Below are 15,105 nucleotides of genomic sequence, written 5' to 3' on the forward strand. Positions count from 1 at the left end.
CGATTGTCTAAGCAGACCTCCGGCGCAACGTCGCCGCCCCAAGCAGCAGTACGCCGACGGCGAATGCCGCGACGACGATCAGGTCGGTCGTGAGGTCGGTGGTCCAGCTCTCGTACGCGACGACGTTCTGCATCGCGTCGACCGAGTACGTGAGCGGCAGTACGCGCGACAGCCCGTCGAGGAAGCCGGGCATGTCATCGGTCGGCACCAGCAGACCGCACAGCAGAATCTGCGGAATCACGAACACGGGCATGAACTGCACGGCCTGGAACTCCGTCTCGGCGAACGCAGAAACGAAAAGCCCGAGTGCCGTGCCCACGACGGAGTTGAGCACCGCTATCAGTCCGAGCGTCACCCAACTGCCCTCGATGTCGAGTCCGAGTAGACCCAGCGCCAACGACGCCGTGCAGATGCTCTGCACGATTGCGAGTACGCCGAACGCGATGGCGTACCCGAGCAGGAAGTCGACCTTGCCCATCGGCATTGCGAGCAGGCGTTCCAAGGTGCCCGACTTGCGCTCACCCAGAGTCGTCACGGACGTCACGAGGAACATCACGATGAACGGGAAGACCGCGAGCAGTGGTGCACCGATCTGGTCGAAGATGTGCCCCTGATCGAGGTAGAGCCACCAGAGCAGCACCATCAGCATGCAGGGCGCGACGATCAGCAACACGACCGTGCGGTAGTCACGCCGCAACTGGTTGAGTACGCGCAGCGCGACGGCGCCGGTGATCCGCGGAGTCATCCGACCACCCCCTTGTCGTCGCGTACCAGCGAGAGGAACGCACCCTCAACCGACGTGGTGCCGGTCGCTTCGCACAGCGCCTGCGGCGTGTCCGACGCGAGAATGCGGCCGTCCCTCATCAGCAGTAAACGCTCGCAGCGCTCGGCTTCATCCATCACGTGACTCGAAACCAGCAACGTCGTACCGCCGCGAGCCAGCTCGGCGAACAGATCCCAGAGCTCGACGCGCAAAACCGGGTCGAGCCCGACCGTCGGCTCGTCCAGGATGAGCAACGGCGGCCTGCCCAACAGAGCGACCGCCAGCGACGCACGCGATCGCTGACCGCCGGAGAGGTTCCCGACGAGCTGGTCGCGGTGGCCGGTCAGGCCAACACCCTCGATGGCGGCGTCGACCTCGTCGGTCACGGAGACGCCGAGTACGCGGGCGAAGAAGGTGAGGTTCTCGACGACGGTCAGATTGTCGTACACGCTCGGCTCTTGAGTGACGTAACCGATCTGGTCGCGCAGCTGCCTACTGCCCGCCTCGACGCCGAGCACCTCGACGTTGCCGGATTCGATTCGCTGTACCCCGACGATCGACCTGATCAGCGTGGACTTGCCGCAGCCGGATGGGCCGAGCAGGCCCGTGATCACCCCACTTCGCAGGCCGACGTCGATGCCGGGAAGTACGGTTCGGCCGCCGCGTACGACCGTCAGACCGGTGATCGTCACAGCATCGCTTTTCAGCATGCGATGAATTATGCCGTCGCAACGGTCCTCAGACAAGAGACGTGAGTCATTTCGCGGTCGCGGGTTTTCAGAGGTCGAGGTAGCGCTGCACGGTCGGTCCGATCAGCTCGGCCAGCTCAACGCGCTTCATCGACGCCACCGGCTCCAACCCGACGAGATAGCGGGCGACGATCAGACCGACGAGCTGGGTGCCGATCAGGCTCAGCGCCCGATCCGAGACAGGACCGCTGACCTCCTGGCGAAGAGCCGGGAAGATCATGCCTTCGACGAAGGCCGTCCGCATCCGCGTACCTGCCTCGCTTCCGCTCGTGAGCGAGCGGAGTACGCCGAGCAGCGCCGGCTGGTACGCGTCGTCGTCCCATACGCCGAGCAACGTGGCGACGAGCGTCCCACCGACCTGCTCGCGCGGCACATCCAGCGCCTCCACGAGCTTCTCGCGCGGCGAGAGCGGGAGGTCCATGGCGACCATGAACAACTCGTCCTTGCCGTCGAAGTAGTGATGTATCAGCGCCGGGTCGACCCCCGCACTACGCGCGATGCTGCGCAGCGATGTGCGGTCGAAGCCCTTCGAAGCGAACGCCTCACGCGCCGCGGCGATGATCTCACCGCGGGTATCCGGCGTACCGGCCCGACGACCGGCCATCTCAGTACGCCCCCTCGTCCGTCGCGGGTGCCACGAGGTTGAGCCGGGTGTACGCGAGCGCCTCCGCCAGGTCGGTCTCTCGCTGCTCCCTGTCGTCGGAGCGCCGAGTGTTGATCTCCACGACGACGTGACCGGCGAAGTCACGCTTCGCGAGCAGCTCCAGCACCTCCGCGCACGGCTGGGAGCCGCGGCCGGGTACGAGATGCTCGTCCTTCGCCGAACCGAGTCCGTCGGCCATGTGCACATGGGTGAGCCGCTCGCCGAGCTGGGTGGCCAGCTCGACGGGATCGGCGTTCGCAGTCGCCGTGTGCGAGAGATCCAGCGTGACGTGGTCGTACGCGAACTCGAGTGGGTTCCACCCCGGTACGTACGCCTGGAACTCGCGACGCCCAGTACGCCACGGGTACATGTTCTCGACGGCGAACGTCATCCCGGTTTCCTTCTCCAGGTCAGCGATGCCCTCGACGAAACCCTTGCCGTACTCGCGCTGCCAGCGAAACGGCGGATGCACGACGACCACGTCGGCGTCGAGCGCATGCGCCATCTCGGCACTCCTGATGAGCTTGCCCCATGGTTCAGTGCCCCAGACCCGCTGCGTGATCAGCAGGCAAGGCGCATGGATCGATACGACAGGGATGCCGTGAAACTCGCGCAGATCGCGTACGGCGTCGATGTCTTGGCTCGTCGCGTCGATTCCGACCATGATCTCGACCCCGTCGTAGCCCAACCGGGTCGCCAGCTCGAACCCGGCCGCGGTCGACTCCGGGTACACAGACGAGGTCGACAGCGAGACCGAGGCTTCCGGAACGCCGACGACGCGACCCCGATCCGAGTCAGATTGCACGCTTCAACTCTAGAGGTCGCCGCAGAAGGCTCACAGCCGGTCGAGGTGTTCGAGGATGATGCCCTCGCGAAGGGCCCACGGACAGATCTCCAAAGTCTCCAAGCCGAACAGATCGAGTACGGCGTCGGCGACGACTGCGCCGGCGAGCATTTGGTGGGCGCGGTTCTCCGAAACTCCCGGTAGCTGTGCCACCTCGTCGGCGGTACGCGTCTCGAGCTCCGCGAGCAGGGGATGCAGCGCCTCGCGGGTCAGCGAGCGGCGTACGTAGGGGCCTTCCGACGAAGGCGCGGCACCGGTCATGCGGGCAAGCGAACGGAACGTCTTGCTGGTCGCGACCGCGTGCACGAAGTCGCCGCCACGCATCACCATGCCGACGTGCTCCGCGATCTCGGCCCGGACGTCACGTCGCATGGAACGCGCCTGCTCCGGATCCGGCACCTGTTGCGGGTCGAGCCATGCGCGAGAGAGCCGACCGGCGCCGAGTGGCATCGAGAAGGCTACGGTGGGCTTCTCGTCTGATCCGGCGGCGATCTCCAGCGAGCCGCCGCCGATGTCGAAGACCCCGAGATGGCCCGACGACCAGCCGAACCATCGTCGCACGGCGAGGAACGTCAGCCGCGCCTCGCTCTCACCGGAGAGTACGACGAGCTCAGTGCCGGCGTCCTCGAGCACCTTTCGAAGCACGTCGTCGGAGTTCGGAGCGTCGCGGATCGCCGACGTAGCGAAGGCCAGCACCGACGTACAGCCCTTGTCCTCGGCGACCTGTTGCGCGTTGGATACGAACTTCACCAGCGCGTCGACGCCCGCGGACGTCATGGCACCCTCGTCATCGAGATGCTCGGCGAGCAGCAACGGATCCTTGTAGCTGTATGCCGGTAGGGGCGGCGCGCCGCGGTAGGCGTCGACCACCAAGAGATGAGCGGTGTTCGAGCCGATGTCGAGGACGCCTAGACGCATACCCCCACGCTAGCGCTTGGCCGGTCGAACCGTTGCAACCGTCGTAGTGTGTGGCTTGTGATCCGGGGTCCACCAGACAATGCGTAGACGCTTGACCGGCGCCTTCGATCCGCGTCGTACCGTCGGTATCGCGACGGTCGCCTTACGCTTTCCGGGCGGAATCCTGGCGGCGAGCGAGTAGACCACCTTGCTGAGCTTCCGCTTCGGATGCGTGGCGTCACCGTGGCGTTGCAGCCACTTCCTTTTCACATCAGCGCCTCGCAGAGGCGCGAACCCCTTCGGGTCGCGCAGCTCGGCGCTGGCCCGGAACGGGTACGCGACGTGCTTCGAGAGCGTGACACGTACCCGGATCACATTGCCCGCGGTGTACACTTTGCGCTTCGGCGTCACCGTCACCTTCGGCGACGGATCGTCGTCGAGCACGACCGCGCTGCCTTGGTACTTGTGCAGAGCCAACCCGCGTACCGGCTGCGCGAGTGCCTTGAACGCTCGACGATCGCGGTTGTCGAGAGTGTTGCGGTCGTACGTCAACGGGATCGAACCCTTGTGTACTCCGGCCGGGACGTTGACACGGACGAGCCGCTGCGTGCCGGTCGGCGTCGTAATCTGCACGTCGAAGCTCGACGAAGCGCCGACCGGGCCGCGCAGCTGGTACGGCAGGCGAATCTTGCCGACGCCCTTGTCGCCCTCCTTCTGCTTGACGTTGCCGAGCAGCAGCCTCGGGAGCTTGCGGTCGGGCACCTGCGGCAGCGACGCCGCCCGCGCTGCCGCGTCGACGATCCATGCCGTGCCCTTGGAGTTGTTGCTCACGACCCGCACGGAGGTGACGGCACTCGAGTCGAAGTCGTCAGAGGCTGCTGGCGGATCGAGCCGCACCGTCTGGCCCCATGCCGGGCGCAGCCACCCAGCGCCGGACAGCCGCACGACCTTGACCGGCTGCGACCAGCGCTGCCCGTCGGCGTCGCGCAGTTCGACCCGTACGTCCGGTACGCCCTTCGACACGATCATTCGCAGGTCGAGCGAACGGTCGGCCGAGTCCAGATCGAGCGGCTTCGCGAAGTCGAGGCCGCCCGCTCGGCCCGCCTTCGCCCAGTCGAGCCTTGCCTGGTGGAGCACCGCACGAGACACGGTGTCGTAGAACGGCTGCATCCAGTGCACAACCCGCTCGATGTTGCCGTGGCCGGCAGCGCATGACCGCAGGCCACCGGACTTCTTCACGCCGGTGGTGCTCAAGCAGTCCGTCGCAGCACCCGCAACGGTCGCACCGTTACCGGCCCGAACGGGCGTACGCGCGCCGCCGACGGCGTGCGACCAGACCAGCCCACGGTCGTCCATCGACTTCGTGGTCAACGGCCCGGGCGCGTCGAACAACTTCAACATCTCGGCATCGTGTTGCACGAACATCCGTACCGCGCCGGTGGTGATCGCCATACCGGCCTTGCGCTGGCCGGCCGGGCTCAGCCGCGTGGAGGACACCTTTCGCCCGCAGACCGGGTTGTTCGGTTCGAACCAGTCGTCGACACTCGGCGCCGCCGATATGCCCGGAGTCCATTCGGTGTTGAAGAAGTTGTGGTTCGCCCCGCGGACGAGAACGCTGCTGCGGAGGGAGTTGTCGCCCTTGGCCAGGCCGACACTGGCGTCCACGAACTTCTGACCCTGCAGATCGGACACGTCACCGTCGCAGTACGGCAACGCGACGACGGTCGGGGCGTACCCGGCCGTGTGCTGGGAGAAGTCGGTCGGCGCGAGCAGCAGCTGGCCGTCGATCGAGTACGGCGCCGCCGGACCACTGTCGACGACCGCCTGGTTGGCGCCCTCGCCGCCGCGGCTGTGGCCGACGAGCACGACGTTGTCCAGATCGAGGCGGCCACTCCACCGGTTGCCGGGCTCGGCCGTCTTCTCCGCCAGCAACTCGAGATGGTGGCGGATGAGCTTGGACCGAGCCCGCGCACCACCATCGGCGTCGCGGTAGTCCTGCTGGTTGATCGCGTTCGCCGAAATCGACACCGACGCGTACCCCTGCGTCGCGAGGCGCTGCTGGAGGTAGGTGTAACCGCGGAAGCTGGGAACCGGCTTGGAGGCGCCTGCGCACGGCCAGGTGCCGTTTTCGCCCTTGCCGTAACACGCCTGATGACGCCCGTGCAGGAACAGCACCAGCGGTGCATCGTCGACGCCCTCGGGGAGCACAGCTTGGCCGAGCACCTCCATCGCACCGTCGTAGCGCTTCCAGGGCAAATTGGCGAAGCGGTAGTCGAACGACCTCGTCTCGTACTCGCCCGGCACGGCCGGGTCGACGCCGATGTCGCGCGGCTCGAGCTGTGCCAGCTCCGAGGCCCCGGTCTGTCGCAGTGGAGGCGTCGGGCCGTCGAGACGACGCGATCCCAACCAGACCTCGAGATCAGCGGCGTCGACGTCGGCGTCCTCGAGGGTCAACGTACGCCCGTCGACCGTCGGGTAACCGATGACGCTCTGGCCGACCCGGAACTCCGGACGAGCCGACGTCATCGGCAGCTCACGGTCGGACCTCCAGACGAGGCTCGTGCCGTCACTCGACTCTCGCGCCGACCAGTGGCCGCGGGTCGAGTCGTCCGGTCTGAGCGTACGTACGACCTCGTCGGAGGCCGGCGGATCGGCGGCCTGCACGGGTGCGGCGTACAGCAAGGCGGCCGGCATCGCGGCTCCCGCAACGAGTACGACCGCGCGACGAATCAACGACGTTGCTGACATGAGCATTATCCCCCTAGTGACCCGGCTTCCCCGGTGCTGCGGTCAGCATATGCCGACGACCCGCTCACCTGTCGCCACTTCGGCGGCGAGTATCTCTTACGCTGGGCAGATGCCGGAGATAATGCTCGACTTTCCGCGGTCGTACGTCGAGTTCACCGATCCCGACGACGAGGACCAGGTGTTCCGTTGCGATCTGACCTGGCTCACCTCGCGCTACATGTGCATCTTCGGCCAGGGTTGCCGCGGTATCTACGCGAGCTCGCCGCACGCCGGCTGCTGCGCACTCGGCGCCCATTTCGCCGACTCCGATGACGAGAAGCGCGTGCGCAAGTACGTCAAACGACTCGGTTCGGACGTATGGCAGAAGCGCGCCGAAGGGCGCCGCAACGGGTGGACCGAAGTCGACGAGGACGGCGACCGCAAGACCCGGGCCGTCGACGGCGCCTGCATCTTCCACAATGACCCGGACTTCGAGGGCGGGTACGGCTGTGCCCTGCACATCTGGGCGCTGGCCAACGACATGCAGCCGCACGACGTCAAACCCGACGTGTGCTGGCAGCTTCCGCTGCGCAGGCGTTACCGCGAGGTCGAACGCGGAGACGGCACCTCGTACCTCGAAATCGAGATCGGCGAGTACGTACGCGCCGGGTGGGGCGCAGGCGGTCACGAGCTGGACTGGTACTGCACCGCGAACACCGAGGCGCACGTCGCGCCTCAGCCGTTGTACGTGACGAACGAGGTCGAGCTGGTCGCGATGATGGGTCAGGCCGCGTACGACGCGCTGGTGCCGTTGTGCGAGGAGCACCTGGCGCGTACGCCCGTAGCGACGCGGCATCCGGCTGACCCGGAGTAGCCGAGGGTCACCCGAGACCCCCACTGTCGACCGGCGATACCCCCAACGCACAATGAGGTATGCGTCTCGACCATGTCTCGTTCGCGGTCGGCCCAGATGGGCTGGCCGGGACCACGAACCGTCTCACCGAGCTACTCGATGCGAAGTTCGTCGACGGCGGACTTCATCCCCGCTTCGGTACTCGGAACATGATCCTTCCTCTTGAGAACGACCAGTACCTCGAGATCGTCGAGGTACTCGACCACCCCGCTTCCGACAAGGCACCGTTCGGCCAGGCCGTCCGCGAACGCTCGGAGTCCGGCGGCGGCTGGCTCGGCTGGGTCGTCGCCGTCGACGACATCGGCCCGGTGGAGCACCGGATCGGTCGCCACGCCGTACCCGGCAACCGCCGCCGCCCCGACGGCTACAACCTGCAGTGGCAGCAGATCGGCGTGAAGGGGCTGCAGGCCGATCCGCAGCTTCCGTTCGTCGTCTCGTGGAGCATCCCGTCGACAGAGCACCCGTCCCAGTCGGGTCCCGCGACGACGCGGCTCTCCGCGCTCGAGATCGCCGGTGACCCGCAGCGCGTCAGCGACTGGCTCGGCGAGCCGGCGCTCGATGCGCTCGGGGAGATCGACGTCGAATGGGTCGCACCGAACGGCATGCCCGGCATCGTGGCCGCTCGGTTCGAAACAAGCGCCGGGCCCGTACGGGTCTGACCCTCAGGTACGCCCGCGGGCGCGCGCGTACGCGATGAGCACCTCCGCGCCCGCGGTGACGCCGGCTGCGGCAACCGCCGAATCGGTCCAGTCGTCGGGTCCGGGCCCGGTAGTGACAACCGGACGAAGGTCTTCGGGCTTACCGATGATGTTGTAGCCGCCTGCGTGCACGGCGTCGATCCAGCGATCGGCGAGTTCATCTGCGATGTTGTGCGCATGCTGAGGCAGCACCGGTTTGGGGCTCGGCTCGGTGCGCGCGAGAACGTTCCCGATCACGAACTTGCGGATCACCGAGTAGTCGGCCGAGGTCACCCGGTCACCCATCGCAGCGTTGACCCGACGCAGGAGCTCGGCCTGTACGACGCCGAGGCTGTGGTTGGACTGCGGCTCGACCGGAATCTCGTACTGCGCCGGCTCGACGCCGAGCGCAGTGCAGAACCGCTCCCACAGAAGCGCACGTGGCGAGGTCGGCTGCGGGACCACGACGAGGTGGATGCGATCGGCCGGAACATGTTCGGCCCAGGCTCGGAGCACCCGGTCGAGCTGGTGGTCGCGAAAATGTCCGTGGCGGTACGCCCCGTCGGCCCGAAAGTCGCATTCGGCGAGAAACTCGTCGAACGTCAACGGCGACCGAAATCGTAGACTCTGTTGCCACACGGACATCAACTGACGTGCCGGGTCACGCGCGGTGATGACGATGTCGGTTCGGTGTTCTGCCAATTCGGCCAGCGCGGTCGGTGTCGTGCGCGACAGCGGCGCTCCCATCACCTCGTGGCTGAACACGACTGTGCCGTCGAATGAGCGGGTCGCTGCGACGAATCGCTTCCAATGCCCTTCCGCGGGCTGATCCCGGCCGGCGTAGCGGTGCCGGTCGCGCGCATCGAGTGCGGCGAGCAGCCGCCCGCGTTTGCCGAACCGCGGGTACAGGACGCCACCACGCCTGAGCAGGGGGCGGTTCTCGGTCAGGATCGACTGGACGAACGAAGTGCCCGTCTTGGGCAGCCCACAGTGCAGCACGTACCGTGCGCGTGGTTCGCCACCGTCATCGCCAGCCGAACTTGCCATCTGACCCCTAATTCGCCGCGACGACGAGCCTAGCAACCGCGCGCATGGCGACCGTGGATTGTCGGGGCCATGCCCTAGCGTGGCGATCATGGCGAAGACCTCGACGAAGGCTGCGAAACCGGCGAAGACCGGCTACCGCTGCACCGAATGCGGGTGGATCACGCCGAAGTGGGTCGGGCGCTGTGGCGAGTGCCAGGCGTGGGGCACCGTCGACGAGATCGGCGTCGAGCCCACCGGGCGTACGCAACCCGCACCCGTGACCAGCACCGCCCGACCCGTCAGCGAGATCGACATCGAAGCGTCGGTTGCAGCGCCGTCGGGTGTCGCCGAGCTCGACCGCGTACTCGGTGGCGGCGTCGTACCCGGAGCGGCACTGCTCCTGGCGGGCGAGCCCGGCGTCGGCAAATCCACCTTGTTACTCGAGGTCGCGGCGCGTTGGTCCGCCGCGGGCGCCCGCACCCTCTACGTATCGGCCGAGGAGTCCGCCGCTCAGGTGCGCCTGCGTGCCGACCGCACGGGTGCGGTGCACGACTCGCTGTACCTCGCTGCCGAGACCGACCTGTCTGCGGTGCTCACCCACATCGACGAGGTCGCGCCGAGCCTGCTCATCATCGACTCCGTACAGACGATCGGATCGACTGCCGTCGAGGGAGTGCCCGGAGGCGTCACCCAGGTACGCGAGGTCGCGGCAACCCTGGTGCAGATGGCAAAGCGCCGCAACATCGCGACACTGATGGTCGGCCACGTGACGAAGGACGGTGGCATCGCCGGCCCGCGAGTGCTGGAGCACTTGGTCGACGTCGTGCTGTCCTTCGACGGTGACCGCAACTCACGGCTGCGCTTCGTACGCGCGGTCAAGAACCGGTTCGGCCCGGTCGACGAGGTCGGCTGCTTCGACCTCTCCGACGACGGCATCGTCGAGGTCCCCGATCCGACCGGCCTGTTCGTATCGCGCCACGCGACTCCCGTACCAGGAACCTGCGTGACCGTTCCGCTCGAGGGCCGTCGCCCGCTACTCGCCGAGGTGCAGTCGCTGGTAGCCCAGACGGTTGCCGGCGCCCCGCGTCGCACGACCAGCGGGGTCGACTCTGCCCGAATGGCCATGATCCAAGCAGTGTTGACGAAACGCTGCGGAGTGCCACTACACGGCGTCGACGTCTACGCCGCAACGGTCGGTGGTGCGAGGCTGATCGACCCGGCCGCCGACCTCGCCGTTGCGCTCGCGATCGCCTCCGCCGCACGTGAGGAGGCGGTGGCATCCGACCTCGTCGCGATCGGTGAGGTCGGGCTCGCCGGCGAGGTTCGTCGCGTCGGGGGCCTACACAGCCGCCTGCGCGAGGCCGCCCGGATCGGCTTCAAACATGCGCTCGTCCCGGCCGATGCGGGCCCCGCTCCGGTGTCCTCCGATGTCGACGGCATCAAGATTCTGCCCGTCGCCGACGTCGCCGGGGCACTCGAGCTCCTCGGGCTCGGGCGGCAGCGCCAACCGATCACAGAGCAGCCGCCCGACGCGGCTACCCCCGCACAACCAGGCTCACGCTTAAACTGGTCCTGACCTCGACAAGCTGAGGAGCAGCGTGGCCATCGACGGATCGTCCAGCAAGACCATCGCGAGTTCGCGTATGCGCGCGACCATGGGGAGCATCGCGCCCGGCACTCCCCTGCGCGAAGGCCTCGAACGAATCCTTCGCGGGCGCACCGGAGGGCTGATCGTCCTCGGACACGACAAGACCATCGAGTCGATCTCGACCGGCGGGTTCGAGCTCGACGTACCGTTCACGCCGACCGGTCTTCGGGAGCTGGCGAAGATGGACGGCGCGATCATTCTCGACAAGGACGCGACCCGGATCCTGCGCGCAGCTGTTCACCTGATGCCCGATCCGACGATCCACACCGAAGAGTCGGGCACCCGCCACCGCACCGCAGACCGCGTCGCACGCCAGACCAACCACGCCGTCATCTCCGTATCGCAGTCGATGCAGCTGATCGCCGTCTACGTCGGCGACAACCGGCGCGTACTCGATGAGGCCGGCGCGATCCTCGGTCGCGCGAACCAAGCCCTTGCGACCTTGGAGCGCTACAAGCTCCGACTCGATGAGGTGTCCGGTGCCCTGTCGGCGTTGGAGATCGAGGATCTCGTCACGGTGCGAGATGTCTGCTCGGTCGCGCAGCGCCTGGAGATGGTCGCCCGAATCGCGGCCGAGATCGAAGACTACGTACTCGAGCTCGGCAGTGACGGGCGCCTGCTCTCCTTGCAGCTCGACGAGCTGGTCACCGGCGTCGACCTCGACCGGCAGCTGATCGTGCGTGACTACCTACCCGGCGGCCGCAACGCCCGCAAGCCGGCCGACGTACTCGCCGACCTCGCCCGCGTCGGCGCCACCGATCTCGTCGATCTGTCGGCCGTCTCACGCGCACTCGGTCTCGGATCCGGTGAGCATCTCGACTCGGCGGTCTCCCCGCGCGGCTACCGCCTGCTCGCCAAGGTCCCGCGACTCCCGTCGCCGGTCGTCGAGCGTCTCGTCGACCATTTCGGCACCCTGCAGAAACTGCTCGCGGCAGGCATCGAAGATCTGCAGGCGGTCGACGGAGTCGGCGAGCTACGCGCGCGCAGCGTACGCGAGGGGTTGTCGCGGCTGGCGGAGTCGAGCATCCTCGAGCGGTACGTGTAGCGCTGACGTACCAACGAGCACGACGAGAGTAGCGGCCTCAGGCCGCGTCGTCGTTTCCGTCTCTCTGGTTGTTCGTCTTGTCGGACTTCTCGTCGTCCGGTTTCTTGTCGCCCTTATCGGACTTGCCGTCCTTGTCGTTCTTATCGTCCTTGTCGGACTTATCGGGCTCGTCGTCGTCCGGCTTCGGCTCCGATTCGAGCGTGACCTTCGCCGAGGCGGGTTCGCCCCCCAGCACCGCAACCTGCGCCTCGTAGTCGCCCGCCTCGGCATAGTCGGCGTTCTCGCCGCACGTCCGACCACTTGCGCGGCCCGACCAGCGGGCGTCGACGTAGGTGAGCCAGCCGGGTTCGAGGCGAACGCTGTCGGCCGCGAGCAGGTCGTCGCATCGGGTCGACTCCCACACCACCTCGGCACCGTCGGAGATCGAGATCAGCGGTGCGTGATCGTCGAACGACAACACACACGGTTTGGCCGCGGCGGTGGTGAATGCCAGCCTGACCAGCACCTCACGGCCGGCCCGCGAGTCAGGATGCAGCGACGGCGTGACTCGTACCGCTTCTGGATCACAGACGCCGCCGTGATCGAGTACGACCGAGACGTTGCGTTCTCCGGCTTGTGCCGCAGAGTCGTCGCGACGATGCTTCTTGCGCTTACGCGGCTGCTGATCCCCGTCGTCATCGTCGGTATCGGAGGTCTGTTGGGTGTCCTGTGGACCCGCCGCCGGCTTGTCCTCGTCACCACCTCCGCCGATCAGCTTCACCAAGCCTGCAGCGACCAACAGCACGACAGCGAGCAGGATGAGTCGGCGGCGCCAGTAGACACTCGGCGACGCTGAACCCTTCGGCCGCGCGATCCCGCTCATAGGGCACACCGTAGTCAGCGATGCCGCCCCTATCGTCCTGCCACACCGCACGACCGTTCGACGTGTCAGGATCGACTCTTGATGAGACCCGTATCCCAGCTGAGCGAGCACGACGTGACTCGACTGCACGATGCCTGTCTGGGTTGGTACGCCGAGAATGCCCGTGACCTGCCGTGGCGCAGTGCAACGGCGACTCCCTGGCAGGTCATGGTCTCGGAGTTCATGCTGCAGCAGACACCGGTCGTACGCGTGCTTCCGGTCTACGAGGCGTGGGTCGAACGCTGGCCGCGGCCGGCGGACCTCGCCGCCGAACCGGTCGGCGAGGCCATCCGCGGCTGGGGGCGGCTCGGATACCCACGGCGGGCGATGCGACTGCACGCGTGCGCCTGCGCCATCGTCGACAACCACGGAGGCGAGGTACCGGAGAACCGCGAAGAGCTGCGCGCCCTTCCCGGCGTCGGCGAGTACACCTCCGCCGCGATCGCGGCGTTCGCCTACGGGCAGCGCCATGCCGTACTGGACACGAACGTACGCCGCGTCCTTGCACGGGCGTTGACCGGCGATGCACATCCGCCGCGATCGCTCTCCGAGCCCGAACGCGCACTCGCCGAGGCGCTACTTCCCGAGGCACCGGAGGTCGCCGCCCGCTGGAGCGTCGCCGTGATGGAGCTCGGCGCGCTGCGCTGCTCGGCAACCTCACCGGACTGTGCACGTTGCCCACTTGCGGATCACTGCTCATGGCGTCGCAACGGATATCCGGCCGCCGACGGGCCGCCTCGCCGCGCACAGACGTACGCGGGTACCGACAGGCAATGCCGAGGACGTCTGCTCGGCATGCTCCGCGACTCCCCCGACCCGGTCTCCGCTACGGTGCTGCGCACCGCGTGGGACGACGACGTACAACGGGAGCGAGCACTCGACTCCCTTGTCGCCGACGGGCTGGTCGAGCCGCTCGAGGCCGACAGGTTCGCTCTGCCGAGGTGAGATCAGCTCGTCGTACGCCGGAGCCCGACCTTACGGAGGGCTCGCCGGCGTACTTCGGCGAGCAGCTCTCGACTCGTGCTGTCGATGACCCGCGGCGACTGTAGCTGGGCCCTCGACGGCGTGCGCTGTCGCCGAGCGGCCGCTCGATACTGCTCCGCCGTGCGCTCGGCGGCGACTCGACGTTTTTCACCGGCGTCGATCGCGGCGGCAATCGTCTCGGCGGCGGTGACCAGCGAGATCCGGGTTTCGGCATCACTGGCTGACTCATCCGAGCCCGAGGGAGAGCGCAGGAGTTCTGGATCACCGATCACCCGCACACCAAGCGACCTGACGATCTCGATGCGCTCCTCGTTCAGTTCGGCCGCACGGTCGGCGGCCCAAGCTGGCAGCTCGATGCGTGTGTCGTCGTGATCGCGCGGCCGGCGCGTGAGCGCCGCCGTTACGCCGAACCGTAGTACCTCGCGGAACAGCCTGTCGTCCCAACCCGATGACTTGCCGAGCTCATGCAACCGCCGCATCAGCTCGGTCTCATTGCGGCTCAGCGACCGATTCGCGTCGTCGGCGTCGAGGGCGAGAAAGCCCGACGGCAAGGCGAGGAACCGCTCGAACAGTCGCGGGAGCAGCTCATGGTCGCCCTCGTCGGCGATGACGAGACTGATCCGGTCGCGCCCGGCTGCCTTGATCCACCTATCCATCACGTCCGCGAGGTCATGGTGGTGCCAGAAGCCGTCCCAGTGGTGGTTCTCGGGGTTACGTTCTCCGAGAACGATGCGAAGCCAGTCGTCGTACGGAACGGTCAGCCCGGCGCGTACGCGCTGCTGCCAGTGCGAGTTCAGCAGCTTGTCGACCCGGCGGACCGTGTGGACCACGTGGATGCGTTCACCGCCGAGACCGTCGACGATTGTCTGAACTGCATCGGCGTGCCCGTCGGCAAACGACTCGTTGCTGACCACTACCCGCTGATCACCCGCGGCAGTGACTTCGTCGACGAGCGCCTGCCAGTCGGCCATCGTCGGACTCTGGCGCCCACGCGGAACACCCCTGCCGACCACGGCCCAACCGGCGGCCCGCGGCCGGGCTCCGGTTCCGGGAAAGACCACACCGTGTGCGGCCAGCTCCGCGCGGCGCCGCATCAACGCGAACTGGATCGCCGTGGTGCCGGTCTTGGGCGGGCCGATGTGCACCAGTCGGGTGCCCTCCGGCACGGTCAACTCATCGGATCCAGACGACGCAAAATCGGACATCTACCCACTCCTTCGAACGGGAGCGTACTGCCACCAGATCCTTCGCGATATCGAGTTCGGCCAACAGTCGGTAACGATCGGGC

Annotated in this window: 14 protein-coding genes; 5 read left to right on the top strand and 9 right to left on the bottom strand. The window is 67.3% G+C overall.

The window, feature by feature from the left end; all coding sequences use genetic code 11:
- Positions 1-7 precede the first annotated feature (7 nt).
- The 6 genes from MU582_19905 to MU582_19930 form a co-directional block, all read right to left on the bottom strand.
- Positions 8-745 (bottom strand): ABC transporter permease, encoded by a 738-nt coding sequence (locus MU582_19905; GenBank protein UPK74674.1) that lies wholly within the window; start codon positions 743-745, stop codon positions 8-10.
- On the bottom strand, positions 742-1,473 hold the full coding sequence (locus tag MU582_19910) for an ABC transporter ATP-binding protein (GenBank protein UPK74675.1): 732 nt from the start codon (positions 1,471-1,473) through the stop codon (positions 742-744). Before MU582_19910 ends, MU582_19905 begins: the two co-directional genes overlap by 4 nt.
- A gap of 67 nt (positions 1,474-1,540) precedes the next feature.
- Positions 1,541-2,116 (bottom strand): TetR family transcriptional regulator, encoded by a 576-nt coding sequence (locus MU582_19915; protein ID UPK74676.1) that lies wholly within the window; start codon positions 2,114-2,116, stop codon positions 1,541-1,543.
- 1 nt (position 2,117) lies between these two features.
- A complete protein-coding gene (locus tag MU582_19920) occupies positions 2,118-2,960 on the bottom strand; it encodes a sugar phosphate isomerase/epimerase (GenBank protein ID UPK74677.1) in 843 nt (280 codons plus the stop codon).
- Positions 2,961-2,990: 30 nt separating this feature from the next.
- Complete coding sequence (locus MU582_19925) at positions 2,991-3,917, bottom strand: Ppx/GppA family phosphatase (GenBank protein ID UPK74678.1); 927 nt, start codon at positions 3,915-3,917, stop codon at positions 2,991-2,993.
- A gap of 9 nt (positions 3,918-3,926) precedes the next feature.
- Positions 3,927-6,644, bottom strand: coding sequence for a hypothetical protein (locus MU582_19930; GenBank protein ID UPK74679.1), 2,718 nt, complete (start codon positions 6,642-6,644; stop codon positions 3,927-3,929).
- Between the two features lie 109 nt (positions 6,645-6,753).
- Here MU582_19930 and MU582_19935 point away from each other — a divergent pair, with 109 nt between their 5' ends.
- Both MU582_19935 and MU582_19940 read left to right on the top strand, forming a co-directional pair.
- On the top strand, positions 6,754-7,497 hold the full coding sequence (locus MU582_19935) for a hypothetical protein (GenBank protein ID UPK74680.1): 744 nt from the start codon (positions 6,754-6,756) through the stop codon (positions 7,495-7,497).
- Between the two features lie 59 nt (positions 7,498-7,556).
- Positions 7,557-8,195 carry a VOC family protein gene (locus tag MU582_19940; protein UPK74681.1) on the top strand — a complete coding sequence of 213 codons (639 nt, stop codon included), beginning with the start codon at positions 7,557-7,559 and terminating at the stop codon, positions 8,193-8,195.
- A 3-nt stretch (positions 8,196-8,198) separates the two neighbouring features.
- On the opposite strand, the gene MU582_19945 is transcribed toward MU582_19940, so the two are convergent.
- Positions 8,199-9,260, bottom strand: a complete 1,062-nt coding sequence (locus tag MU582_19945; GenBank protein ID UPK74682.1) for a sulfotransferase — start codon at positions 9,258-9,260, stop codon at positions 8,199-8,201.
- 88 nt (positions 9,261-9,348) lie between these two features.
- Here MU582_19945 and radA point away from each other — a divergent pair, with 88 nt between their 5' ends.
- On the top strand, positions 9,349-10,815 hold the full coding sequence (radA, locus tag MU582_19950; GenBank protein ID UPK74683.1) for a DNA repair protein RadA: 1,467 nt from the start codon (positions 9,349-9,351) through the stop codon (positions 10,813-10,815).
- 67 nt (positions 10,816-10,882) lie between these two features.
- The gene (gene disA, locus MU582_19955; GenBank protein UPK77207.1) at positions 10,883-11,932 is read left to right on the top strand and encodes a DNA integrity scanning diadenylate cyclase DisA; all 1,050 of its coding nucleotides are present in this window, start codon (positions 10,883-10,885) and stop codon (positions 11,930-11,932) included.
- A gap of 37 nt (positions 11,933-11,969) precedes the next feature.
- On the opposite strand, the gene MU582_19960 is transcribed toward disA, so the two are convergent.
- Positions 11,970-12,794, bottom strand: coding sequence for a hypothetical protein (locus tag MU582_19960; GenBank protein ID UPK74684.1), 825 nt, complete (start codon positions 12,792-12,794; stop codon positions 11,970-11,972).
- 81 nt (positions 12,795-12,875) lie between these two features.
- Between MU582_19960 and MU582_19965 the strand changes: the two genes are divergently transcribed.
- Positions 12,876-13,778 (top strand): A/G-specific adenine glycosylase, encoded by a 903-nt coding sequence (locus MU582_19965; GenBank protein ID UPK74685.1) that lies wholly within the window; start codon positions 12,876-12,878, stop codon positions 13,776-13,778.
- A 2-nt stretch (positions 13,779-13,780) separates the two neighbouring features.
- On the opposite strand, the gene MU582_19970 is transcribed toward MU582_19965, so the two are convergent.
- Positions 13,781-15,022 carry a hypothetical protein gene (locus tag MU582_19970; protein ID UPK74686.1) on the bottom strand — a complete coding sequence of 414 codons (1,242 nt, stop codon included), beginning with the start codon at positions 15,020-15,022 and terminating at the stop codon, positions 13,781-13,783.
- Positions 15,023-15,105 lie beyond the last annotated feature (83 nt).

The organism is Nocardioidaceae bacterium SCSIO 66511, from assembly GCA_023100825.1.
Classification (GTDB): Bacteria; Actinomycetota; Actinomycetes; order Propionibacteriales; family Nocardioidaceae; genus Solicola.